Raw genomic sequence first — 23,533 nt, 5'->3', positions numbered from 1 at the left:
CGGCAGCTCCTACATTGGAATGTGTATTCCTGTAGGAGCTGCCGAAGGCTGCGATCTTTTGCTTTAAAGCGGGGCAGGTTCTTGAGCGGGTTTTGACTTGTCGATGGCCGGCACATGCAAATTGCCTTCAGCCACTTGGTCGCCCTCAAGCTGCGGCTGCGTCACCCAGGTCAGAATGTCGTAATAACGACGAATGTTCGCCACAAAATGCACCGGTTCGCCGCCCCGGGCATAGCCGTAACGGGTTTTGCTGTACCACTGCTTCTGCGACAGGCGCGGCAAAATCTTCTTCACGTCCAGCCATTTGTCCGGGTTCAACCCTTCCTTGGCCGTCAGTTTGCGCGCGTCATCGAGGTGACCGCTGCCGACGTTGTACGCCGCCAGGGCGAACCAGGTGCGATCCGGTTCCTTGATCGAATCGTCGAGCTGATCCTTCATATAAGCCAGGTATTTCGCCCCGCCCATGATGCTCTGCTTCGGATCGAGGCGGTTGGACACGCCCATCGCCTGCGCAGTGTTCTGGGTCAGCATCATCAGCCCGCGCACGCCGGTCTTCGAGGTGACGGTCGGTTGCCAGAGCGATTCCTGATAACCAATGGCCGCGAGCAAGCGCCAGTCGACTTTCTCTTTCTTTGCGTAATTCTTGAAGTGCTGTTCGTACTTCGGCAGGCGCTGCTGCAAGTGCTGGGCGAAGGTCGTGGCGCCCATGTAGCCAAGCACGTCGACGTGGCCGTAATAGCGGTCTTTCAGGCGTTGCAGGGTGCCGTTCTTCTGCACTTTGTCCAGATACGCGTTGATCTCGTTGAGCAGGCTGTTGTCTTCGCCCGGGCCTACCGCCCAGCTTTGGCTACGCGCATCGCCGAGGTCGAAGGCGACGCGAATGTTGGTGAAATACACCTGGTTCATCGCCACTTCGTTGGAGTCGACCAGGGTCAGGTCAATCTGACCTTCATCGACCATGCGCAGCAGGTCGACCACTTCAACCGCGTCGGACTCTTCGTATTCGATGCCGGGAAATTTCTTTTTCAGCTCCGCCAGTTGTTCGGCGTGGGTGCTGCCCTTGAGCACCATGATCTTCTTGCCGACCAGATCACCCGGGTCGGTTGGCCGCGACTGACCATTGCGATAAATGATCTGCGGGGTGACTTCAAGGTAGGAATGCGAGAACCGCACCTGCTGCTTGCGCTGCTCGCTGCTGACCAGGCCGGCGGCGGCCAGCACCGGGCCGTTGGGTTTGCCGATCTGATTGAAAAGGTCGTCGAGGTTGTCGGCGGTCTCGATTTTCAATTCGACACCCAAATCGTCGGCGAAACGCTTCACCAGCTCGTATTCGAAGCCGGTTTCACCGCTGCGATCCTGAAAGTAGGTGGCGGGGCTGTTGCGTGTAATCACGCGCAGCACACCATCCTCCTTTATGCGCTCCAGCGTGTTGGGTTTATCAACACAGCCACTGAGCATCAGGAAGAGTCCGGTTGCGATCAGCCATTTGGCGTACCGCGGACGCAAAGCCGTTGGGAAAAACATCTGCGCAGTATACGCAAACGGCTGCGGGCGCCATATCTCGACAGCGCAGGGCCAGTCTGCTAGCGATCACAAAACCGCACGAAACCCCTTGGAAACGGGCCTTCGCGGCTTTTTGTTACAGTAAAAATAAGCGGCCTCTGTATAGCCGATTTACCTGACTCTGGAGTCGGAAACACAGATTGATACCCGAGTGCAACCGTGCGTAGCGTTTCGGGTGATGTTGAGGGCGGTTTAGGCTAGAATGCACGGCCTCAAAGCACACCCCTTCCCGAGGCTGTCCCGAAGATGTTGATCCTGCGCGGCGCTCCTGCCCTTTCTGCCTTTCGCCACAGCAAACTCCTTGAGCAACTGAGCCAGAAGGTTCCAGCTGTCAGTGGCCTGTATGCTGAATTCGCTCACTTCGCCGAAGTCACCGGCGACCTGACCGGCGACGAACAGCAGGTGCTAGCGCGCCTTCTGAAGTACGGCCCAAGCGTTCCGGTACAAGAGCCGACCGGTCGTCTGTTTCTGGTGTTGCCGCGTTTCGGCACCATCTCGCCATGGTCGAGCAAGGCCAGCGACATCGCCCGCAACTGCGGCCTGAGCAAGATCCAGCGTCTGGAGCGCGGTATCGCCTTCTACGTTGCCGGTCAGTTCAGCGACGCCGAAGCGCAACAGATCGCCGACGTGCTGCATGACCGCATGACGCAAATTGTGCTGGCCAACCTCGAACAGGCCGCCGGTCTGTTCAGCCACGCCGAACCGAAGCCGCTGACCGCGATCGACATCCTTGGTGGTGGTCGCGCCGCGCTGGAAAAAGCCAACACCGAGCTGGGTCTGGCCCTGGCTGAAGACGAAATCGACTATCTGGTCGACGCCTTCAATGGCTTGAAGCGCAACCCGCACGACATCGAACTGATGATGTTCGCCCAGGCCAACTCCGAGCACTGCCGCCACAAGATCTTCAACGCCAGTTGGGATATAGATGGTGAGAACCAGGAAAAAAGCCTGTTCGGCATGATCAAGAACACCTACGTGATGCACAGCGAAGGCGTTCTGTCGGCTTATAAGGACAACGCCTCGGTGATCGTCGGCAACGTTGCCGGCCGTTTCTTCCCGAACCCTGAAACCCGCCAGTACGGCGCGGTGCAGGAGCCGGTGCACATCCTGATGAAGGTTGAAACCCACAACCACCCGACCGCGATTGCTCCGTTCCCGGGCGCATCGACCGGTTCCGGCGGCGAGATCCGTGACGAAGGTGCAACCGGCCGTGGCGCCAAGCCAAAGGCTGGCCTGACCGGTTTCACCGTATCCAACCTGCAGATCCCGGGCTTCGAACAGCCGTGGGAAGTGCCGTACGGCAAGCCTGAGCGCATCGTTACCGCGCTGGACATCATGATCGAAGGCCCGCTCGGCGGCGCTGCGTTCAACAACGAATTCGGTCGTCCGGCCCTGACTGGCTACTTCCGTACCTTCGAACAGTCGATCACCACCCCGCACGGTGACGAAGTTCGTGGTTACCACAAGCCGATCATGTTGGCCGGCGGCATGGGCAACATCCGCGAAGAGCACGTCAAGAAAGGCGAGATCGTCGTAGGCTCCAAGCTGATCGTCCTCGGCGGCCCGGCGATGTTGATCGGTCTGGGTGGCGGCGCGGCTTCCTCGATGGCCACCGGCACCAGCTCGGCGGATCTCGACTTCGCTTCCGTACAGCGTGAAAACCCTGAGATGGAGCGTCGTTGCCAGGAAGTCATCGACCGTTGCTGGCAACTGGGTGACAAAAACCCGATCAGCTTCATCCACGACGTCGGCGCGGGCGGTCTGTCCAACGCTTTCCCGGAACTGGTCAACGACGGCGACCGCGGTGGCCGTTTCGAACTGCGCAACATTCCCAACGACGAGCCGGGCATGGCCCCGCACGAAATCTGGTCCAACGAATCCCAGGAACGTTACGTTCTGGCGGTAGGCCCGGAAGACTTCGCGCGCTTCCAGGCGATCTGCGAACGCGAGCGCTGCCCGTTTGCCGTAGTGGGCGAGGCGACTGCCGAGCCGCAACTGACCGTGACCGACAGCCACTTCGGCAATAACCCGGTGGACATGCCACTGGAAGTATTGCTGGGCAAAGCCCCGCGCATGCACCGTTCGGTGGTTCGTGAAGCCGAGCTGGGCGATGACTTCGATCCGTCGAACCTCGACATCAGCGAGTCCATCGAACGCGTTCTGCATCACCCGGCCGTGGCGAGCAAGAGCTTCCTGATCACCATCGGCGACCGCACCATCACCGGCCTCGTGGCCCGTGATCAAATGGTCGGCCCATGGCAGGTTCCGGTGGCTGACGTTGCCGTCACCGCCACCAGCTTCGACGTTTACACCGGTGAAGCGATGGCGATGGGCGAGCGCACTCCGCTGGCTCTGCTGGACGCTCCGGCGTCGGGCCGCATGGCCATCGGCGAAACCCTGACCAACATCGCCGCGTCGCGCATCAACAAGATCTCCGACATCAAACTGTCGGCGAACTGGATGTCCGCTGCCGGCCACCCGGGCGAAGACGCGCGTCTGTACGACACCGTGAAAGCGGTCGGTATGGAGCTGTGCCCTGAGCTGGGCATAACCATTCCGGTGGGCAAGGACTCGATGTCCATGGCTACCCGTTGGAACGACAACGGCGAAGAAAAAACCGTGACCTCGCCGATGTCGCTGATCGTGACCGGTTTCGCGCCAGTGGCTGACATCCGTCAGACCCTGACCCCGGAACTGCGCATGGACAAGGGCACCACCGACCTGATCCTGATCGACCTCGGTCGCGGTCAGAACCGTATGGGTGCTTCGATCCTTGCACAGACCCACGGCAAGCTCGGCAAACACGCGCCGGACGTTGATGACGCTGAAGACCTGAAAGCCTTCTTCGCGGTGATCCAGGGCCTCAACGCCGACGGTCACCTGCTGGCGTACCACGACCGTTCCGACGGTGGTCTGCTGACCTCCGTGGTGGAAATGGCCTTCGCCGGCCACTGCGGTCTGAGCCTGAACCTCGACGGTCTGGCAGAAACCACCGCCGACATCGCCGCGATCCTGTTCAACGAAGAACTGGGCGCAGTGATCCAGGTTCGTCAGGACGCCACACCAGACATCCTCGCGCAATTCAGCGCGGCCGGTCTGGGCGACTGCGTGTCGGTGATCGGTCAGCCGATCAACAATGGCCAGATCAACATCACCTTCAACGGTGACACCGTGTTCGAAGGCCAGCGTCGTCTGCTGCAACGTACCTGGGCTGAAACCAGCTACCAGATCCAGCGTCTGCGCGATAACGCCGACTGCGCCGAGCAAGAATTCGACGTGCTGCTGGAAGAAGACAACCCGGGCCTGAGCGTCAAGCTCAGCTACGACGTCAACCAGGACATCGCCGCGCCTTACATCAAGAAAGGCATTCGCCCACAGGTTGCCGTGCTGCGTGAGCAGGGCGTCAACGGTCAGGTGGAAATGGCCGCTGCGTTCGACCGCGCCGGTTTCAACGCGATCGACGTGCACATGAGCGACATTCTCGCTGGGCGTGTTGACCTGAACGAGTTCAAAGGTCTGGTGGCGTGCGGTGGTTTCTCCTACGGCGACGTGCTCGGCGCCGGTGAAGGCTGGGCCAAGTCGGCACTGTTCAACAGCCGCGCCCGCGATGCGTTCCAGGGCTTCTTCGAGCGTAACGACAGCTTCACCCTTGGCGTGTGCAACGGTTGCCAGATGATGTCCAACCTGCACGAGCTGATCCCGGGCAGCGAGTTCTGGCCGCACTTCGTGCGTAACCGCTCCGAGCAGTTCGAAGCGCGTGTGGCGATGGTGCAGATCCAGGAATCGAACTCGATCTTCCTGCAGGGCATGGCCGGTTCGCGTATGCCGATCGCCATCGCTCACGGTGAAGGTCACGCCGAGTTCTCCAGCGAAGAAGCACTGCTGGAAGCCGATCTGTCGGGTTGCGTGGCGATGCGTTTCGTCGACAACCATGGCAAGGTCACTGAGTCGTATCCGGCCAACCCGAACGGTTCGCCGCGCGGGATTACCGGTCTCACCAGCCGTGATGGCCGTGTGACGATCATGATGCCGCACCCGGAGCGTGTGTTCCGTGCCGTGCAGAACTCGTGGCGTTCGGAGGACTGGAACGAGGACGCACCTTGGATGCGTATGTTCCGTAATGCACGCGTTTGGGTTAACTGATCGTCGTGTATAAGCTGGCGTTTTTTGTTCCTGACAGTCATGTCGAGGTGGTCAAAGGGGCTGTGTTCGCTGCCGGTGGTGGGCGGATCGGTGACTATGACCACTGTGCGTGGCAGGTGCTTGGTCTGGGCCAGTTTCGACCTTTGGACGGCAGTCAGCCGTTCATTGGTGAAACGGGACAGGTTGAGCAGGTTGAGGAATGGAAGGTTGAGCTGGTGGTGGCGGATGAGTTGATTGTTGCTGTTGTGGCGGCTTTGAAGCTTAGTCATCCCTACGAGACGCCGGCTTATGAGGTGTGGCGGCTGGAAGATTTCTGATCTTCCTGGCGGCTGAAACGGGAAACCCGCAGATGAGTGATTGTCTGCGGGTTTTTTGTTGCCCCCGATTTGCTTTTCTGTAGGAGTGAGCCTGCTCGCGATGGCGCCCTGACAGGCGACCATGCTCTGTCTGACTGAGTGAATATCCGTTTCTTCGGGCGCTGCGGCTGACGGTTCCGCCCTTACGGCGGGTCACTTTTGACAAACGCCCGGAATGCCGGCCCAGTCAAAAGTAACCAAAAAGGCTTGCCCCAACGTTCGGCCCGCTCGCTAAAGCTCGGGGTTCCTTCGCTCCGGGATCCATCCGGGCGCATCGCCTCCGGTTTGCTCCGCTGCACCTCCTCTCGATGCATTTGGCTGCGCCAAACGGTCGCTGCGCTCCCACCCCCGGATAAATCCCTCCACTCAGCCTGCCGACGGGGCCTGTGGATCAAGATCAAAAGCTGCAGCCGAGCTTGCGCTCATCCTGTTGAGTGGTGAGGAGCGCGGCGCGTTCGGCTTCTGCCCTTGTAGGAGCTGCCGCAGGCTGCGATCTTTTGATCTTGCTGTCGTAGGAGCTGAGCTTGCTCGCGAAGGCGTACTGCCAGCCGACCTGTTTCTTTCAGGTGTACCCAATCCAACTGTAGGAGTGAGCCTGCTCGCGATAACAACCTCACAGCAACCAATCACCCGCAGATGCACCACAATCCCTGTGGGAGCCTGGCTTGCCAGCGATGGCGGCCTGACACCCAACCAATTTCTGTCTGAATACATCAGGTCAAAACTGTGGGAGCCAGCCTGCTGGCGATGGGGTCAGTCCAATCACCAAAGAATCAGAGTCTGTTTAGGTTTGTGTAGAAATAGCAGAACCTTCCCACAAGATTTTCAGGTTGTACGTCGGACGCCCGCTCTCTAGTCTTTGCCTGTCGCTGCCAATTCAGCGACCGGGAGGTGAGATACCCGATTTGGATCCCCAGACAAGTGCCCCCATAATTGCGGCCAGCTCACGCTGTCAGCAGTTCCTTATGGCGGCTATGTGCGGGCGGACTTCGGTCCGGCCGGATTTGGGGTCCTTACCGGTAATCTCACTCCGTACATGGCTGCCACCCTTCTTCGAGTGAGATCGAGAGCAAGTGGCTGCAATACTTAAAAGGACTTGTTCGATGGACAAACTAATCCCCGACCCACCCCACGAAACCACCACACCACTCGAAGCCGCCATCCACGCCGAAGACCTCGCCAAAAACCGCGAAGCCATCAAACGCGCTCTCGATTTCTACCTCAGTCCCGAACCACAAAAGCCGCGTCAACCGAGCACGATGTTCCTCGTCCACCCCAGCGTCGACACCGAAAGCCTGCTCGCCCACGCCTGTGAATCGTTGGCCAGCGCAAACGCCATGGCCAGCAACTTCGCAACCGAACTAGGCGGCTTGCAACGCAGCACGGCTCTGGCCATCCAGCAAATCATCATGCTCGCCGAACTCGCAGTAAACCGCGCACTGGATCGAGTTGATCCACAAACCTGACGACCGCGTCATCATTCATCGCCAGCAGGCTGGCTCCCACAAAGTCGTGCACGATTTTGAGATCAGTGAAGAACCAGTGGGAGCCTGGCTTGCCAGCGATGACGGCCTGAAAGTCAACCGATTCTCGAAGCCTCAACACAACTAAAACTGTGGGAGCGAGCCTGCTCGCGAAGCTCTTCTATCTAAGCTGCAAGACTATCTGGAGAAAGCAGATGACGAAGCTGAATGACGCTCACGTCCTCTCATCCGCGTTGGACACTCTCGTCAGAAGCCCTCTGAATCAGGCCGACGACGTTGCACTGGTGAATGCTGCGAAAGAAGTCTGGTACTCGGATTCAAATGTCGAAAGCGAAGTTAAGGCCTTTCTGAAGCTTCACAGTGATGATGTTGAACGCCGGCGCGCCGCCTACCTGTTGGAGCGATTTACGCGTTTTTCGTGTGTCTCGGATACCCGCGTATTGGAAACGCTTCATGCGCTGGAGCTTTTCGCGCACTCGACACCGAAGCAGGATGTCGCGCCTCAAACAAAGGTTTCATTACGCAATCGCAAAGATGAATTGGCCGTTTCTTGGGGGTTAGCAGAAAGTCTTGGATTGAAGGTTCAAACGCTGATGCCATTTCAGACCCGCCATTACCAAGCGGAACAGCATTCATCCTGAGCCGAATTTGTTGGCGATGAAAAACCCGGCCTAAGCCGGGTTTTTTGTGTCGATTAAACCTTCACGCTAACTTCGCTACGATTCACCAGGCTTTCCAGTGCCCCGCTCAAACTCGCTGCTTTATCCCCCACCAGCAAATGCCAGACCCCGCCATCCAACTGGCTGACACCGTGACACCCCAGATCCTTCAACTGCGCCTCGGACAACGCCTTGCCATCCGCCAATTGCAGGCGAATCCGTGTCATCGCAATGCAATCCAGTTGCAGCACATTGTCGCCGCCGCCCAACGCGTTCAGCCATTGCTGCGCCTCGGAACCGGCAACGGCCACAACTTTCGGCTCATCAACAACAGCGGTTTCAACCAAAACAGCACGCCCCAATGCAGGCATCGCCAGACGAATCTCATCCGCAATGCTGTCCGCCATCGGCCCGACCACTACCTGCAAACTGCCGCCCTTGCCGGGGCGCACAACCGCCATCGCACCCAGCGCTTTCAGATCAGCATCCGAAGCCTTGTTGCGATCAACCATCTCCAGCCGCAACCGTGTGGTGCAGGCGCCAACCGTCAGCAGATTTTCAGCACCGCCCAACGCCTTGATGTATGCACCGGCGCGCTCGTTTTCAGTCAGCACGGCTTTTTCACTAACAGCCACATCCTCACGCCCCGGCGTTTTCAGATTGAAGCGACGAATGCAGAAGTCGAAGACGAAGTAGTAGATCACCGCGTAAGCCAACCCAACCGGGAACACCAGCCAACCATTGGTGGACTTGCCCCAGCCGAGAATCATGTCGATAAAGCCGCCGGAGAAGGTGAAGCCCAAATGGATGTTCAACGCATTGGTAATCGCCATCGACAACCCGGTCAGCAGCGCATGCAGCAGATACAGCAGCGGTGCGAGGAACATAAAGGCGAATTCAATCGGTTCAGTCACCCCGGTCAAAAACGAAGTCAGCGCCATCGACAGGAAAATCCCGCCCATGACTTTGCGGCGTTCCGGCAGCGCATTGCGGTACATCGCCAGACACGCCGCCGGCAGGCCGAAGATCATCATCGGGAACATGCCGGTCATGAACTGGCCACCCTTCGGATCGCCGGCGAAGTAGCGCGACAAGTCGCCAGTCACCAGTGCACCAGTGGTTGGGTCGGTGAAGTTGCCGAACACAAACCACGCCATGTTGTTAAGGATGTGGTGCAGGCCGGTGACGATCAGCAGGCGGTTGAACACGCCAAACACGAACGCGCCGATGCTGCCGCTTTCCATCATCAAGGCGCCGAAGGCGTTGATGCCGTGCTGGATCGGCGGCCAGATGTAGCCGAACACCACGCCCAGACCGACCGCTGCGAACCCGGTGACAATCGGCACAAACCGCCGGCCACCGAAGAACGCCAGATACTCCGGCAACTTGATGTCCTTGAAGCGGTTGTACAGCGCGCCAGCCATCAGGCCGGCGACGATGCCGGCGAGCATGCCCATGTTGATGCTCGCATCGAGCACCTTCAGTGTGGAGATCATCACCAGATAACCGATCACCCCGGCGAGGCCGGCGGTGCCGTTGTTGTCCTTGGCGAAACCGACGGCGATGCCGATGGCGAAGATCATTGCCAGGTTGGCGAAGATCACTTGGCCGGCATCGTGGATGATCGCGATGTTCAGCAGGTCAGTGTCACCCAGACGCAGGAGCAGGCCGGCAATCGGCAGGATCGCGATCGGCAGCATCAGCGCGCGGCCGAGGCGTTGCAGGCCTTCGATGAAGAGTTGATACATGGCGTTTGTCCTTGTTGTTTTTGTTAGCGCAGAGGCCAATGTTGATGACAGGCGTGGCGCACGGCGGCGGCGCTGCTCAGCTTGAGCAGGTCGCGGCTGAGGCGCTGGCATTCGGCTTCGTGCACCTGGCGCACGCGATCCTTGATTTCACCGATTTGCACCGGGCTGACCGACAGTTCGGTGACGCCCAGACCGATCAACACTGGCGTGGCCAGCGGATCAGAGGCGAGGGCGCCGCAGACGCCGACCCAACGCTTGTGCACCGCCGCGCCTTCGCAGGTCATGGCGACCAGGCGCAGCAGCGCCGGGTGCAGGGCGTCGACGCGGGCGGCCAGACCGGCGTGATCGCGATCCATGGCCAGGGTGTATTGCGACAAATCGTTGGTGCCGATGGAGAGGAAGTCAGCGTGTTCGGCGAGTTGTTCGGCCTGTAATGCGGCGGCGGGGACTTCGATCATTACGCCGATTTCTGGACGCTGAGCGATGTTCATCTCCAGGCACAGCGCTTCTACGCGCTGGCGAATGTGCAGCAGTTCGTCGACTTCGGTAACCATTGGCAACAGGATTCGGCAGCGACGCAGCGGGCTGACTTGCAGCAGCGCGCGCAGTTGCTGATCGAGAATTTCCGGGCGGGCCTGAGCCAGACGAATGCCGCGCAGACCGAGCACCGGGTTGGCTTCGATCGGCAGCGGCAGGTAGTCGAGTTGTTTGTCGCCGCCGACGTCGATGGTGCGGATGATGACTGACTTATCGCCCATCGCATCGATCACAGCTTGGTAGGCGCTGCGTTGCTCTTCCACGTCCGGCGCGGTCTGCCGATCGACGAACAGAAACTCGGTGCGTAGCAGACCGACGCCATCGGCGCCGTTGGCAAAGGCATCTGCCGCTTCAGCGCTGGAGGCGACATTGGCGACGACTTCGATGTGCACGCCATTTCGCGTTTCTGCTGGCAAGTGAGCATTGGCCTGCTGCGCGTCGCGAAGTTGCTGGCGATCGATTTGCGCCTGTTGAACTTCAGCCAAACGATCGGCATTTGGTGTCAGTTCGAGACGTCCACCGTCAGCGTCGAGCACTACTGATTGGCCTTGCGGCTGATCAAGCAACGCCGAACCCAGTGCAACCATGCACGGCAGACCTTTACCGCGAGCGAGTATCGCCACGTGTGAAGTCGCGCCACCCTCGGCCATGCACAAACCGGCGACGCCTTGGGCGCTGAGTTGCAGCAGATCCGAAGGCGTCAGTTCATGCGCAGCGACGATGGCACCGGCCGGCACATCGTAATTCCACGCCTCACCGAGCAACGCACGCAGTACGCGTTGTTTCAGGTCGCGAAGATCGTTGGCGCGCTCAGCCAGCAGCGCGCTGCCGGTGTGCTGCAGGACTTCGCACTGCACGTCGATCGACTGGCTCCAGGCGTGAGTCGCCGCAGTGCCTTGTTCGATGGATTGCTGTGCCGCGTCGAGCAGCGCCGGGTCTTCCAGCAACGCCAAATGCGCGGCGAAGATTGCTTCTTCATCGGCATTCTTGTGCTTCTTCGCTTGGGCGAGGGTGCCGTCGATTTCGCTGCTGACCTGTTGCAGTGCAGCTTCAAGCACTTGCTGTTGTTGCAGCGGATCGTGATTGCCCGCGTCCAGCGGCAAACTGATCGCGTTCAAACGAAACAGTGGCCCACCGACGAAACCTGGCGCGGCGCAGACACCGTGCAACACACCTGCTTCGGCCGGACGTTTAAGAGGCGCAACATGGATCGGTGCCGCCGCGTGATGATCATCCGGCAGGGCAGTCGCCAGCGCCGTGAGCAACGCTTGCAGCGCCGCTTCAGCATCCGGCCCCTGACAGCTGACCTGCACTTCATCCTGTTCGCCAACCGCCAATCCCATCAAACCGATCAGGCTGTTGCACGGCGCCGATTTACCACCGAAGTGCAGTTGCGACTGGCTCTTGAAACCTTGCGCGGTCTGCCGAATCAGCGCTGCCGGGCGCGCATGCAAACCACCGCGATGAGCCACCAAGACATGACCCTGAACCTCCGGCCCGCCGACGAATTCAGCACTCGCTGCCGAACCATTGCGCGCCACAATGTGCAGCAGCGGATCGCCGACTTTCACCGCTTTCAGCGTAATCGGACGTACCTGAAAATCCTGACTGTTGGTCAGGATCAACAGGCTGACGAGGCTTTTGCACTGTTGGCCGACCTTGTCCAGGTCGTAGCGCAACAACGGCTGGCCCTGAGTCACGCGACCACCTTCCTTGACCAGCATCGAGAAACCTTCGCCGTTCAGTTCAACGGTGTCGAGGCCCAGATGCAGGAGGATTTCCGCGCCGTTGTCGGCACGCACGGTGAGTGCGTGGCCGGTGCGGGCGACGTGGATGATCACGCCGGCGCACGGCGAGTACAGCGTGTCGTTGATTGGGTCGATGGCGATGCCGTCACCCATTGCGCCGCTGGCGAACACCGCGTCCGGGACTTTGGCGAGCGTGAGCACCGGGCCGCTGAGCGGGGCGCTGAGGGTCAGCTCTTTATTGTTGTTGTGCATGGCTCGGTCTCATCGGTTAAATCTCGGTTCGATATCCCCTGTAGGAGCTGCCGCAGGCTGCGATCTTTTGATCTTGTTTCCTGTGAATCAAAATCAAAAGATCGCAGCCTTCGGCAGCTCCTACAGGGGTTGTGCATCAATCGACGGTTCTGCATCCGCCGATAGGGTTATGCATCGATCAACGGGTGTCAGTGCGTGCGGGTTACTTTGCTCAGGTGGCGCGGTTGGTCCGGGTCCATGCCACGGGCCACGGCCAAACCTGCCGCCATCACGTAGAAGCTCTGGATCGCCAGAATCGGATCGAGCGCCGGGTGTTCGGCGCGGGTCAGTGTCAGGTCGCGTTCGCTCACGTCATCCGGCGCGGCCAGCAACACACGAGCGCCGCGTTGGCGCATTTCTGCTGCCAGGCTCAACAGGCCAGCCTGTTCAGCACCGCGCGGTGCGAAAACCAGCAACGGATAGTGTTCGTCGATCAACGCCATCGGGCCGTGACGCACTTCGGCGCTGCTGAACGCTTCGGCCTGAATCGCCGAGGTTTCCTTGAATTTCAGCGCCGCTTCCTGAGCGATGGCGAAACCGGCACCACGGCCGATCACCATCAAACGCTCGCAATCGCGCAACGCTTCGATGGCCACGCTCCAGTCCTGTTTTGCCGCTTCGCGCAGGCCTTCAGGCAGGGCTTTACCGGCCTCGAGCAATTCGCTGTCCTCTTTCCAGTGCGCGATCAAACGAGCGCTGGCGCTGAGAGTGGCGATAAAACTCTTGGTCGCGGCGACGCTACTTTCAGTCCCGGCGAGCAGCGGCACGCTGAACTCACACGCAGCATCCAGTGGCGAATCGGCGGCGTTGACCATCGACACACTGAGCGCGCCACGCTTGCGCAACAGACGCAGGCTGTTGACCAGATCCGGGCTTTGTCCCGATTGCGAAAAGGCGAACGCGACCTGACCACTGACCTTCAACGGCGCTTGCTGCATGGTCACCACTGACATCGGCAACGACGCCACCGGCACGCCCAGTTGCTGCATGGTCAGGTAAGCGAAGTAGCTCGCCGCGTGGTCGGAGCTGCCGCGCGCAACGGTCATCGCCACTTGCGGTGGCTGACGGCGCAGGCGTCCGGCGATCTCGATCATCTGCGGGTCGAGCTGTTGCAGTTGGGCTTGCACGGCCTCGAACGAGGACAGCGCCTCCTCAAGCATTTTTGAAGTCAATGTCTTCTCCTTCGACCATGACGGCGGTCAGTGTGAGTGAGCGATCGAGCCGCACGCAGTCGGCCCAGGCACCTGGTGCAAGGCGCCCGCGTTCGGTGATGCCGAGGTAGTCGGCGGGGAATTGCGACAGACGCTGCGAAGCCTCGGCGATCGGCAAACCGATCTTCACCAGATTGCGCAGGGCCTGATCCATGGTCAGCGTGCTGCCGGCCAACGTGCCATCGGGCAGGCGCACGCCGCCCAGGCATTTGGTCACGGTGTGGCTGCCGAGCTTGTACTCACCGTCGGGCATGCCGGCGGCGGCGGTCGAATCGGTGACGCAATACAGGCACGGGATTGAGCGCAGGGCCACGCGAATCGCGCCGGGATGCACGTGCAGCAAGTCCGGAATCAGCTCGGCGAATTTGGCGTGGGCGAGTGCCGCGCCGACGATGCCCGGCTCGCGGTGATGCAGCGGGCTCATGGCGTTATAGAGGTGGGTGAAACTGGTTGCGCCAGCCTCCATTGCAGCAACGCCTTCCTCGTAACTGCCGAGGGTGTGGCCGATCTGCATGCGCACGCCCCGGCTGCTGAGTTCGCGGATCAAGCCGTCGTGACCGGCGATTTCCGGGGCGATGGTGATCACGCGGATCGGCGCCAGTGCCAGATATTCTTCGACTTCGGCCATCAACGCGGTGTGGGCGAAGTTCGGTTGTGCACCGAGTTTGCCGGGATTGATGTACGGGCCTTCGAGGTGGACGCCGAGAACGCGCGCGGCACCTTTCGGACGCTGTTCGCAGAATTCTCCGACTTCCTTTAACACGCTGGAGATCTCGGCACTCGGCGCGGTCATGGTGGTGGCCAGCAGCGAGGTGGTACCAAAACGCACGTGGGTTTTGGTGATGGTCTCGAAGGCGCTGGCGCCTTCCATGATGTCTTTGCCGCCACCGCCATGCACGTGCAGGTCGATGAAGCCCGGCAGCAGATACGGCAGGTCATTGCTCGCCGGATCGCAAGGCACGCCTTCGATCGACACGACTTTGCCGTGTTCGTGGATCAGCCGGCCGCGAATCCAGCCGCTGGCGGTGAGGATGTTGTCTTCGGACATTTTGGTTCTCGCTTGTGGCTGCGCTTAACGGCGAAGCTCTGCAACAAAGTCGTAGTAGTCGTTGCGGCAATAGGTGTCGGTGACTTCGATCGGTGTGTTGTCTTCGAGGTAGCCGACCCGGGTCATCAGCAGCATCGCGGTGCCGGGGGCGATGCCGACCAGCGCGGCGAACTCGTCCGAGGCGTTGATCGCCTGAATGTGCTGCAAGGCGCGGACGATCGGTTTGCCGATGCCGTCGAGGTATTCGTAGAGCGAATCGCCGACCAGTTGTGGCTTGGGCATGATCGAGGCGGGCAGGGTGCTCATCTCGATGGCCATCACCGTGTCATCGGCTTTGCGCAGACGTTTCATGCGCGCGACCTTGTCGTTCGGCGACAGGCTGAGGCGGATCAATTCTTCGTGGGTCGGCAGGGTGATTTCGCGCTCCAGCCATTTCGAACTGGGCACGAAACCTTTCAAGCGCAGCATCTCGCTGAAACCGGACAGGCGCGACAGCGGTTGTTCCAGACGCGGCGTGATAAAGGTGCCGGAACCTTGCAGGCGACGGATCAGGCCTTGATCGAGGAGGACTTCCAGGGCCTTGCGTGCGGTAACCCGAGAGATACCGAGCATTTCACTGAGATTGCGCTCGGACGGCATCGCTTGCTCGGACTTCCACTGCCCGGCATGGATCGCCGCTTCCAGATTGCGCGCCAGTTGCAGGTACAGCGGCGTCGGCTGGGAGTCGTCTGGACGTAGGGCGTGGAGGTCGTTCATGTAGGTCATTTCCGGCGCGAGTATAGGATTGTTGTGGCTCGCTTGTGAGGCGGAAATTAATACCACTTGAATACCATGTCAACGCGGGTAATCGGCATTTAGCCCAATGAAATGGCGGCTTGTACCAGGTATTGTTTGAAGTGGTATTAAAGGTGGGCCGTGAAAAGCAAAAGATCGCAGCCTGCGGCAGCTCCTACAGTGGAAAGTGGTATCACCTCTGTAGGAGCTGCCGCAGGCTGCGATCTTTTGATTTATTTTTTTGCGGGTGACCAGCGGTACTGCTGAATGAGCACTCTGTGGCGAGGGGATTTATCCCCGATCGACTGCGCAGCAGTCGCAAAACCTGCCAACTCGGTTTGGCTGAGAGAACGCGGGGGCGGCTTCGCCACCCAACGGGGCGGTGCGGCGTTTCGCTGAATCCCCCGCCACAGGTTAAGGGCGGATTTCAACCATCGTGCCATCCGGCACCAGGCTCCACACTTCGCGCATGTCAACGTTGCGCATGGCGACGCAGCCGTCCGTCCAGTCGAGGGTGTGGAACAGGTCTTCCGGGGTTTCTTCGGAATCCGGCGTGCCGTGGATCATGATCATCCCGCCAGGCTCGACGCCTTCACGCCGGGCGCGGGCGGAGTCGCTGATGTTCGGATAGGAAATGTGCATCGACAGGTTGAATTTGTCGCTGGTCTTGCGCCAGTCGATCCAATAGAAACCTTCCGGTGTGCGTTTGTCGCCTTCAATCAGCTTCGGGCCTTTTTTCGCGCCCTTGCCCAGGGAGATGCGATAGGTCTTCAGCGGCTTGCCGTCGGCAATCAACTGCAGTTGATGCGCCGATTTGAGCACCAGAACTTTCTCGATAAGCGGGGTATTCGCCGGCGTCACGGTGGTCACGAAGGACGCTTGGGAGACGCTGACGAACGACAGGCAGAACAGGGCAAGCAACCAGCGCATTGAAACGATTCCCCAGGGAGTGAAGCAAACAGGATTTATGTAGGAGCTGCCGCAGGCTGCGATCTTTTGATCTTCTAACCAACAATGACCGGCTGCACCAACGGCGGAATCGATTCCGAACGCACCGGATACACCTCAACCCGCCGATCAGCAAAGAAGCATTCTAAGGTACGCCCCACCGTCCTGAAAGCCAGCTCATCCCATGGAATGTCGGCTTCGTCGAATAGTTGCACTTCAAGGCTCTCGGGGCCGGCGGCAAAGTCCAGATCAACCAGCTCTGCGCGGAAGAACACATGCACCTGACTGATGTGTGGCACATCGATCAGCGTATAGATGCTCAGATTACGCACGCGGGCGCAGGCTTCCTCGGCGGTTTCGCGGATCGCGGCCTGTTCGATGGTCTCGCCGTTCTCCATGAAACCGGCGGGCAGCGTCCAATAACCGAGGCGCGGTTCGATGGCGCGACGGCAGAGCAACACTTTCGTGCCCCAGGTCGGCACGCAACCGGCGACAATATTGGGGTTCTGATAGTGAATGGTCTGACAGCTGTCACAGACAAATCGCAGCCGCGAATCGCCTTCGGGAATGCGCTGGGTGACCGGGTTACCGCAGTGGCTGCAAAATTTCATGCTGGGCTTCCTGAATGCTGCGCCTATCTTGGCGTGCAGCGGTGTCGGTCGGCAAGTTGTCGTTTCGCGACATGGCGAGATTCGGGGGCTTGGGCGGCTGCAATGATTGGTGCATGATGCAGGGTAAGGCACTGATCGAGAACACTCATGCTGGACGAGCTACTGCATCGGGTAAGCAACCACACACCGCGCACGCTGGAGACCGACAAACGTTTCCCCGAGGCCGCCGTTCTGGTGCCGATCACCCGCAGTGACGAGCCGGAACTGGTGCTGACCCTGCGCGCCAGCGGGCTCTCGACCCATGGCGGCGAAGTGGCTTTCCCCGGTGGACGCCGCGATCCCGAAGACCCGGATCTGATTTTCACCGCCCTGCGCGAAGCAGAGGAAGAGATCGGTCTGCCGCCGGGACTGGTCGAAGTGATCGGCCCGCTCAGCCCGCTGATCTCCCTGCACGGCATCAAGGTCACGCCTTATGTCGGCGTAATCCCCGATTTCGTCGAGTATCAGCCCAATGATGCCGAGATCGCCGCGGTGTTCAGCGTACCGCTGGAATTCTTCCGCAAAGACCCCCGCGAACACACCCATCGCATCGACTATCAAGGTCGCAGCTGGTACGTGCCGAGCTACCGCTATGGCGACTTCAAGATCTGGGGCCTGACGGCGATCATGATCGTCGAGTTGATCAATCTGCTTTATGACGCCAAGATCAGTCTGCACCAACCGCCGAAAAGCTTTATTGGCACGTAAGCCATCGTTCGAATGGCCATCACCGTGAGCCCTGAGGAAAACAAGATGAAATACCGCTTGGGCGACGCCCGTGTCGAGACCCACCCGCAGAGCTGGGTCGCCCCCAACGCCGTGCTGGTGGGCAAGGTCAAACTGGAAGAGGGCGCCAACGTCTGGTTCAACGCCGTGCTGCGTGGCGACAACGAACTGATCCTGATCGGCAAGAACAGTAATGTGCAGGACGGCACCGTGATGCACACCGACATGGGCTATCCGCTGACCATCGGTACCGGCGTGACCATCGGCCACAACGCCATGCTGCATGGCTGCACCGTGGGCGATTACAGTCTGATCGGCATCAACGCGGTGATTCTCAACGGCGCGAAGATCGGCAAGAACTGCATCATTGGCGCCAACTCGCTGATTGGTGAGGGCAAGGAGATTCCCGATGGTTCGCTGGTGATGGGATCACCGGGCAAGGTTGTGCGTGAGCTGACCGAGCCGCAGAAGAAGATGCTCGAAGCCAGCGCCGCGCACTATGTGCATAACTCCCAGCGTTACGCGCGTGATCTGGTTGAGCAGGAAGAATGAACACGCCAGAAAGACCGGTCGCCTCGCCGTGCGTGAATATTTGTGCGCTGGATGAGGAGGATATTTGTACTGGCTGCCAGCGTACGGTGGAAGAGATTACCCGTTGGGGCCGCATGAGCAATGACGAGCGCCGGGTGGTGCTGGGGTTGTGTCATGAGCGGGCGAAGGCGAGTGGTTTGGTGTGGATGATTGGGTCGACCCCGAACAAGTAGCAAAGAGCAAAAGATCGCAGCCTTCGGCAGCTCCTACATTTGAAATTCGTTCCCTTGTAGGAGCTGCCGAAGGCTGCGATCTTTTGATTCTGCTTTGGCTGAAGTAATCTGTGCGCCAATCTGCCAGGTCGCCTCCATGATTTTCCTCATCGCCTACATCAGCAGCGTCGTGCTGATCAATTTCGCCTTCTCTACCGCTCCGCACCTGGACATCATCTGGTCGGCCTGGGGCGGCCTGGTGTTCGTGCTGCGCGACATGGTGCAAACCCGTTTCGGCCACGGCTCCATCGTGGCAATGCTGGCGGCGCTGGTGCTGTCCTACGTCACCTCCGATCCCTCCATCGCGCTGGCCAGCGCCACAGCGTTCGCGGTTTCCGAGTGCATCGACTGGCTGGTGTTCAGCATCACCAAACGGCCATTGCGCGACCGCTTGTGGATCAGTTCGGCACTGAGCATCCCCCTCGACACCTTCATCTTTTTCGGCATGATCGACTTGCTGACACCGCCGGTGATCATCACCGCGCTGCTGTCGAAATTCGCTGGCGTCACCGCCGTCTGGCTGATCATGGCCTGGCGCGATCGCAAACAGGCCGTCGCCGGCTGAAGCCAAAGCCTCGGGTTCATGTAAAATGCCGCGCTTTCTCCCCATGGAAAGCGCGGCTGGCGTTGCTTTCCTCGATGATCCGCTTCTTTGAGGACCTGAGATGACCCGTATCGGAACTCCATTGTCGCCAACCGCGACCCGCGTATTGCTGTGTGGCTGTGGTGAGTTGGGCAAGGAAGTGGTGATCGAGCTGCAACGCCTGGGCGTTGAAGTGATCGCCGTCGACCGTTACGCCAACGCGCCGGCCATGCAAGTTGCCCATCGCAGCCACGTGATCAACATGCTCGACGGCGCCGCTCTGCGTGCGGTGATCGAAGCCGAGAAGCCGCACTTCATCGTGCCGGAAATCGAAGCCATCGCCACCGCCACTCTGGTTGAACTGGAAGCCGAAGGCTTCACCGTGATCCCGACCGCGCGCGCTGCGCAACTGACCATGAACCGCGAAGGCATCCGTCGTCTGGCCGCTGAAGAGCTGGACCTGCCGACCTCGCCTTACCACTTTGCCGACACCTTCGAGGACTACAGCAAAGCCGTTCAGGACCTGGGTTTCCCATGCGTGGTCAAACCGGTGATGAGCTCGTCGGGCAAAGGCCAGAGCCTGCTGCGCAGCACCGATGACGTGCAGAAAGCCTGGGATTACGCGCAAGAGGGCGGTCGCGCCGGCAAAGGTCGGGTGATCATCGAAGGCTTTATCGATTTCGACTACGAAATCACCCTGCTGACCGTGCGCCATATCGGCGGCACCACGTTCTGTGCGCCGGTCGGTCACCGTCAGGAGAAGGGCGACTACCAGGAATCGTGGCAGCCACAAGCCATGAGCCCGATTGCTCTGGCTGAATCCGAGCGCGTTGCCAAAGCGGTGACTGAAGCGCTGGGTGGCCGTGGTCTGTTCGGTGTTGAGCTGTTCATCAAAGGTGATCAGGTATGGTTCAGCGAAGTCTCGCCGCGTCCGCACGACACCGGTCTGGTGACCTTGATTTCGCAGGATCTGTCGCAGTTCGCGTTGCACGCTCGGGCGATTCTGGGCTTGCCGGTGCCGTTGATTCGTCAGTTCGGGCCATCGGCTTCGGCAGTGATTCTGGTGGAAGGGCAGTCGACGCAGACCGCATTCGCCAATCTCGGCGTTGCGTTGAGCGAGCCGGATACGGCATTGCGCCTGTTTGGCAAGCCGGAAGTGAATGGTCAGCGCCGCATGGGCGTGGCGTTGGCGCGGGATGAGTCGATCGAGGCAGCGCGTGCCAAGGCGACCCGTGCTGCTCAGGCTGTTGTCGTAGAACTCTAAACCGAGTCGCGTCCATCGCGGGCAAGCCCGCTCCCACAGGTTTTTTGTCGTACACAAAAATTGTGATCAACAGAAATCCCTGTGGGAGCGGGCTTGCCCGCGATAGCGATCTGTCAGGCAACCTGATTCAGATCGTTATCCCGCGTCTCTTTCAGACACAGCACCGCAATCAAACTCAGCACCGCCGCCCCCGACACATACCCGCCGACATAACTCAAACCACCCATCGCCACCAATTTCTGCGCAAAGAACGGCGCCGCCGAGGCCCCGACGATCCCGCCCAGGTTATACGCCGCTGAAGCACCGGTATAACGCACGTGGGTCGGAAACAGCTCTGGCAACAGCGCCCCCATCGGCGCAAACGTCACGCCCATCAAAAACAATTCGATGCACAGAAACAGCGCCACGCCCCAGGTCGAACCCTGAGTCAGCAATGGTTCCATCAAAAACCCGGACAGAATCGCCAGCACGCCACCGATGATCAGCACCGGTTTACGCCCATAGCGATCGCTGGCCCAAGCCGACAGCGGCGTCGCAGCCGCCATGAACAGCACGGCAAAGCACAGCAATCCCAAGAATGTCTCGCGGCTGTAACCCAGCGTGGAAACGCCATAGCTCAGGGAGAACACCGTCGAGATATAGAACAGCGCATAGCACACCACCATCGCCGCTGCGCCCAACAAGGTCGGTGCCCAATACTGGCTGAACAGCTCGACCAGCGGCACTTTCACCCGCTCCTGACGCGCGATGGCATTGGCGAATACCGGCGTTTCATGCAGTTTCAAGCGCACGTACAAGCCGACCATCACCAGCACCGCGCTGAGCAGAAACGGAATCCGCCAGCCCCAGCTGCGAAATTGCTCATCATCGAGGGTCATGGCCAGAGTCAGAAACAAACCGTTGGCCGCGAGAAAACCAATCGAAGGGCCGAGCTGCGGAAACATGCCGAACCACGCGCGTTTGCCCTTCGGTGCGTTTTCCGTGGCGAGCAGGGCGGCACCGCCCCATTCGCCGCCCAATCCCAGGCCCTGACCAAAACGCAGCACGCACAATAGAATCGGTGCCCACGCGCCGATGGTGGCGTAACCCGGCAGCACGCCAATCAGCGTTGTACATACGCCCATCAACAGCAAGGATGCGACCAGCGTCGACTTGCGTCCGATACGGTCACCGAAATGGCCGAACAGCGCCGAGCCCAGCGGTCGGGCAAGGAAGGCGATACCGAAAGTAAGAAACGCCGAGAGCATCTGCGCGGTGCCGGACGTCTGCGGAAAGAACACCGGCCCGATCACCAGCGCGGCCGCCGTGGCGTAAACATAGAAGTCGTAGAACTCGATCGCGGTGCCGATAAAACTCGCCGTCGCCACGCGGGTGGCGGAGTTGGTTGGTTGGGCAGGCGCGGTGTCGCTGTAAGCGGTACTGGTCGTCATGCGGTGATCCCTGACAGTCATGAGCTCCGTTGGAGCGAATTATTATGGTCGAACACCCAGGGATGTGGGATGAGGCGCGGTCGCTGTTTCAGGTAGGAACAGTCGCCGGAGTGCAGCGGAAATGGCCGAAACCTGTTGTGTGCGGGGTAAGCACACGGTTTGGCAGAGCTTGGGTAAGCGCTTCGATTATAGGAAGGGGCCTAACGATCAAACAAGAGCAAAGATCGCAGCCTTCGGCAGCTCCTACATGGGAACGCATTTCAAATGTAGGAGCTGCCGAAGGCTGCGATTTTTTGATTTTTTGATCTGCGATCTTTTATCGGGCAGGCAGCAAAGCAGGCACAGACGAGGTATGCCAGATCAGCACCTTGCTCACCCGGTTCTCTTCAGTCTCAAGAATCTCCAGCCGATAGCGCCCGATCTTCAAGCACACCGCGCTCTCAGGAATCGTTTCCAACGCCTCGGTCACCAAGCCATTCAGCGTTTTCGGCCCATCGCTCGGCAAGTGCCAGCCCAGGCACTTGTTCAATTCACGAATCGACGCGGTGCCATCGATCACCATCCGCCCATCCGCCTGCGGATGAATATGCGGGTTATCGAGGCTGTGCTCGCTTTCGAACTCGCCGACGATTTCTTCGAGAATATCTTCCAGGGTAACGATGCCAAGCACTTCGCCGTACTCGTCGACCACCATGCCCAGCCGCCGCTGCTGCTTATGAAAGTTCAGCAGTTGCAGTTGCAGTGGCGTACTTTCCGGAACGAAATATGGCTCATAACTGGCCGCCAGCAGCGCCTCGATAGTCAGATCACCATTGTTCAACAGATGACGGATCTGCCGGGTGTTGAGCACCGCTTCGACCTGATTGATGTCGCTGTGGAACACCGGCAGGCGCGTGCGCTTGTTGTGGCGCAGTTGCTCGATGATCTCTTCAATCGAGTCGTCGAGGTTGATGCCGTCGACATCGCTGCGCGGTACCAGAATGTCGTTAACGGTGATGTTGTCCAGCGCATGTATCCCCGAAACCGGGTGCGCGTGAACAGGATGCTCGGGATCATCACGACGATCGCTGGGCGCGTCATCGTCGCTCTGTTGCACCACTTGCGGTTTGCGCGCGAACGGGCGGATCAGCAGGCTGCTGGCGCGGCTGAACAGCCAGGCCAGTGGATAAACAATCTTCAGCGGCACCGCCAGCAAGGTATTGCCGAACGTCAGCACCGCATCGGGATAACGCTGAGCGACCGTGCGCGGAAAATAATCGGCAAACACCAGCAGAATTGCCCCGGCACCGAGGCAGGCGGCCCACGGGCCGTCTTCTTCGCAGAGGAAAATCGCCAGCAGCGTCGCGATGATCACGGCGAGGGCTCGGCACAAGGTGTTGCAGAGGATCAGGCTGTCGAGCGGGAAGCTCAGCTTCGCCAGCGGTTTATCGCTGGCGCGCGAGGCGGTGCGTTGTGCGAGCAGGTGCTGCTGCGCGATTTCGACGGCGGTAAACAGCCCTGACCATAAAATCAGCAGGACAAATACCGCGAGCATCGGCCCTATGGGCAAACCGTCCATTTATGCCGC

At 59.9% G+C, this 23,533-nt stretch carries 19 protein-coding genes; 9 read left to right on the top strand and 10 right to left on the bottom strand.

The features are described 5' to 3' along the window. Nucleotides 1-63 precede the first annotated feature (63 nt). Nucleotides 64-1,524, bottom strand: coding sequence for a membrane-bound lytic murein transglycosylase MltF (gene mltF / locus PMI37_RS13585; RefSeq protein ID WP_081500510.1), 1,461 nt, complete (start codon nt 1,522-1,524; stop codon nt 64-66). A gap of 285 nt (nt 1,525-1,809) precedes the next feature. On the opposite strand from mltF, the gene purL reads away from it, so the two are divergent. The 4 genes from purL to PMI37_RS13565 all read left to right on the top strand — a co-directional run bounded on the left by purL (nt 1,810) and on the right by PMI37_RS13565 (nt 8,187). Continuing rightward, a complete protein-coding gene (gene purL, locus PMI37_RS13580) occupies nt 1,810-5,706 on the top strand; it encodes a phosphoribosylformylglycinamidine synthase (protein ID WP_008081680.1) in 3,897 nt (1,298 codons plus the stop codon). Nucleotides 5,707-5,711: 5 nt separating this feature from the next. Further along, nucleotides 5,712-6,023: a Nif3-like dinuclear metal center hexameric protein gene (locus tag PMI37_RS13575; protein WP_008081672.1), complete on the top strand. Its 312-nt coding sequence runs from the start codon at nt 5,712-5,714 to the stop codon at nt 6,021-6,023. A gap of 1,142 nt (nt 6,024-7,165) precedes the next feature. Then, on the top strand, nt 7,166-7,528 hold the full coding sequence (locus PMI37_RS13570) for a DUF6124 family protein (RefSeq protein WP_008081670.1): 363 nt from the start codon (nt 7,166-7,168) through the stop codon (nt 7,526-7,528). Nucleotides 7,529-7,740: 212 nt separating this feature from the next. Next, complete coding sequence (locus PMI37_RS13565) at nt 7,741-8,187, top strand: hypothetical protein (protein WP_008081666.1); 447 nt, start codon at nt 7,741-7,743, stop codon at nt 8,185-8,187. Between the two features lie 53 nt (nt 8,188-8,240). On the opposite strand, the gene nagE is transcribed toward PMI37_RS13565, so the two are convergent. The 7 genes from nagE to PMI37_RS13530 form a co-directional block, all read right to left on the bottom strand. Next, a complete protein-coding gene (nagE, locus tag PMI37_RS13560; protein WP_008081657.1) occupies nt 8,241-9,953 on the bottom strand; it encodes an N-acetylglucosamine-specific PTS transporter subunit IIBC in 1,713 nt (570 codons plus the stop codon). A 23-nt stretch (nt 9,954-9,976) separates the two neighbouring features. Further along, on the bottom strand, nt 9,977-12,490 hold the full coding sequence (gene ptsP, locus PMI37_RS13555; RefSeq protein ID WP_008081656.1) for a phosphoenolpyruvate--protein phosphotransferase: 2,514 nt from the start codon (nt 12,488-12,490) through the stop codon (nt 9,977-9,979). 188 nt (nt 12,491-12,678) lie between these two features. Continuing rightward, nucleotides 12,679-13,701: an SIS domain-containing protein gene (locus tag PMI37_RS13550; RefSeq protein ID WP_008081655.1), complete on the bottom strand. Its 1,023-nt coding sequence runs from the start codon at nt 13,699-13,701 to the stop codon at nt 12,679-12,681. Then, complete coding sequence (gene nagA, locus PMI37_RS13545) at nt 13,682-14,788, bottom strand: N-acetylglucosamine-6-phosphate deacetylase (RefSeq protein ID WP_008081654.1); 1,107 nt, start codon at nt 14,786-14,788, stop codon at nt 13,682-13,684. The genes PMI37_RS13550 and nagA overlap by 20 nt, the downstream gene beginning before the upstream one ends. Nucleotides 14,789-14,812: 24 nt before the next feature. Further along, nucleotides 14,813-15,544 (bottom strand): GntR family transcriptional regulator, encoded by a 732-nt coding sequence (locus PMI37_RS13540; protein ID WP_008081651.1) that lies wholly within the window; start codon nt 15,542-15,544, stop codon nt 14,813-14,815. A 432-nt stretch (nt 15,545-15,976) separates the two neighbouring features. Next, the gene (locus tag PMI37_RS13535) at nt 15,977-16,492 is read right to left on the bottom strand and encodes a L,D-transpeptidase family protein (RefSeq protein WP_008081650.1); all 516 of its coding nucleotides are present in this window, start codon (nt 16,490-16,492) and stop codon (nt 15,977-15,979) included. A 74-nt stretch (nt 16,493-16,566) separates the two neighbouring features. Continuing rightward, nucleotides 16,567-17,121, bottom strand: a complete 555-nt coding sequence (locus PMI37_RS13530; protein ID WP_008081648.1) for an NUDIX hydrolase — start codon at nt 17,119-17,121, stop codon at nt 16,567-16,569. 147 nt (nt 17,122-17,268) lie between these two features. Here PMI37_RS13530 and PMI37_RS13525 point away from each other — a divergent pair, with 147 nt between their 5' ends. The 5 genes from PMI37_RS13525 (at nt 17,269) to purT (ending at nt 20,536) form a co-directional block, all read left to right on the top strand. After that, entirely contained in the window at nt 17,269-17,868 is a 600-nt protein-coding gene (locus PMI37_RS13525) for a CoA pyrophosphatase (protein WP_008081646.1), read from the top strand. Between the two features lie 45 nt (nt 17,869-17,913). Then, complete coding sequence (locus PMI37_RS13520) at nt 17,914-18,438, top strand: gamma carbonic anhydrase family protein (RefSeq protein WP_007954617.1); 525 nt, start codon at nt 17,914-17,916, stop codon at nt 18,436-18,438. Next, nucleotides 18,435-18,650: a DUF1289 domain-containing protein gene (locus PMI37_RS13515; protein WP_008081643.1), complete on the top strand. Its 216-nt coding sequence runs from the start codon at nt 18,435-18,437 to the stop codon at nt 18,648-18,650. The genes PMI37_RS13520 and PMI37_RS13515 overlap by 4 nt, the downstream gene beginning before the upstream one ends. 136 nt (nt 18,651-18,786) lie before the next feature. Then, nucleotides 18,787-19,254, top strand: a complete 468-nt coding sequence (locus tag PMI37_RS13510) for a VUT family protein (protein ID WP_008081641.1) — start codon at nt 18,787-18,789, stop codon at nt 19,252-19,254. Between the two features lie 100 nt (nt 19,255-19,354). Then, nucleotides 19,355-20,536: a formate-dependent phosphoribosylglycinamide formyltransferase gene (purT, locus tag PMI37_RS13505; protein WP_008081639.1), complete on the top strand. Its 1,182-nt coding sequence runs from the start codon at nt 19,355-19,357 to the stop codon at nt 20,534-20,536. A 113-nt stretch (nt 20,537-20,649) separates the two neighbouring features. Here the strand turns inward: purT and PMI37_RS13500 are convergent, their stop codons facing one another. After that, nucleotides 20,650-21,966 carry an MFS transporter gene (locus PMI37_RS13500; protein WP_008081636.1) on the bottom strand — a complete coding sequence of 439 codons (1,317 nt, stop codon included), beginning with the start codon at nt 21,964-21,966 and terminating at the stop codon, nt 20,650-20,652. Nucleotides 21,967-22,282: 316 nt separating this feature from the next. After that, nucleotides 22,283-23,524, bottom strand: coding sequence for a transporter associated domain-containing protein (locus PMI37_RS13495; protein WP_008081634.1), 1,242 nt, complete (start codon nt 23,522-23,524; stop codon nt 22,283-22,285). Nucleotides 23,525-23,533: the final 9 nt, after the last annotated feature.

The organism is Pseudomonas sp. GM80 (genome assembly GCF_000282515.1).
Taxonomy (GTDB): Bacteria; Pseudomonadota; Gammaproteobacteria; order Pseudomonadales; family Pseudomonadaceae; genus Aquipseudomonas.
The sequence above is the reverse complement of the archived record's forward strand: the minus strand, read 5'-3'. Positions and strand labels throughout refer to the sequence as shown.

Excerpts from the sequence above, each read along its gene's own strand:
- ptsP (WP_008081656.1), bottom strand. The coding sequence starts at position 12,490 with ATGCACAACAACAATAAAGAGCTGACCCTCAGCGCCCCGCTCAGCGGC.
- PMI37_RS13495 (WP_008081634.1), bottom strand. The coding sequence starts at position 23,524 with ATGGACGGTTTGCCCATAGGGCCGATGCTCGCGGTATTTGTCCTGCTG.
- nagE (WP_008081657.1), bottom strand. The coding sequence starts at position 9,953 with ATGTATCAACTCTTCATCGAAGGCCTGCAACGCCTCGGCCGCGCGCTG.
- PMI37_RS13515 (WP_008081643.1), top strand. The coding sequence starts at position 18,435 with ATGAACACGCCAGAAAGACCGGTCGCCTCGCCGTGCGTGAATATTTGT.
- PMI37_RS13525 (WP_008081646.1), top strand. The coding sequence starts at position 17,269 with ATGCTGGACGAGCTACTGCATCGGGTAAGCAACCACACACCGCGCACG.
- purL (WP_008081680.1), top strand. The coding sequence starts at position 1,810 with ATGTTGATCCTGCGCGGCGCTCCTGCCCTTTCTGCCTTTCGCCACAGC.
- PMI37_RS13570 (WP_008081670.1), top strand. The coding sequence starts at position 7,166 with ATGGACAAACTAATCCCCGACCCACCCCACGAAACCACCACACCACTC.
- PMI37_RS13565 (WP_008081666.1), top strand. The coding sequence starts at position 7,741 with ATGACGAAGCTGAATGACGCTCACGTCCTCTCATCCGCGTTGGACACT.
- nagA (WP_008081654.1), bottom strand. The coding sequence starts at position 14,788 with ATGTCCGAAGACAACATCCTCACCGCCAGCGGCTGGATTCGCGGCCGG.
- purT (WP_008081639.1), top strand. The coding sequence starts at position 19,355 with ATGACCCGTATCGGAACTCCATTGTCGCCAACCGCGACCCGCGTATTG.
- PMI37_RS13510 (WP_008081641.1), top strand. The coding sequence starts at position 18,787 with ATGATTTTCCTCATCGCCTACATCAGCAGCGTCGTGCTGATCAATTTC.
- PMI37_RS13530 (WP_008081648.1), bottom strand. The coding sequence starts at position 17,121 with ATGAAATTTTGCAGCCACTGCGGTAACCCGGTCACCCAGCGCATTCCC.
- PMI37_RS13520 (WP_007954617.1), top strand. The coding sequence starts at position 17,914 with ATGAAATACCGCTTGGGCGACGCCCGTGTCGAGACCCACCCGCAGAGC.
- PMI37_RS13540 (WP_008081651.1), bottom strand. The coding sequence starts at position 15,544 with ATGAACGACCTCCACGCCCTACGTCCAGACGACTCCCAGCCGACGCCG.
- mltF (WP_081500510.1), bottom strand. The coding sequence starts at position 1,524 with ATGTTTTTCCCAACGGCTTTGCGTCCGCGGTACGCCAAATGGCTGATC.
- PMI37_RS13535 (WP_008081650.1), bottom strand. The coding sequence starts at position 16,492 with ATGCGCTGGTTGCTTGCCCTGTTCTGCCTGTCGTTCGTCAGCGTCTCC.
- PMI37_RS13500 (WP_008081636.1), bottom strand. The coding sequence starts at position 21,966 with ATGACGACCAGTACCGCTTACAGCGACACCGCGCCTGCCCAACCAACC.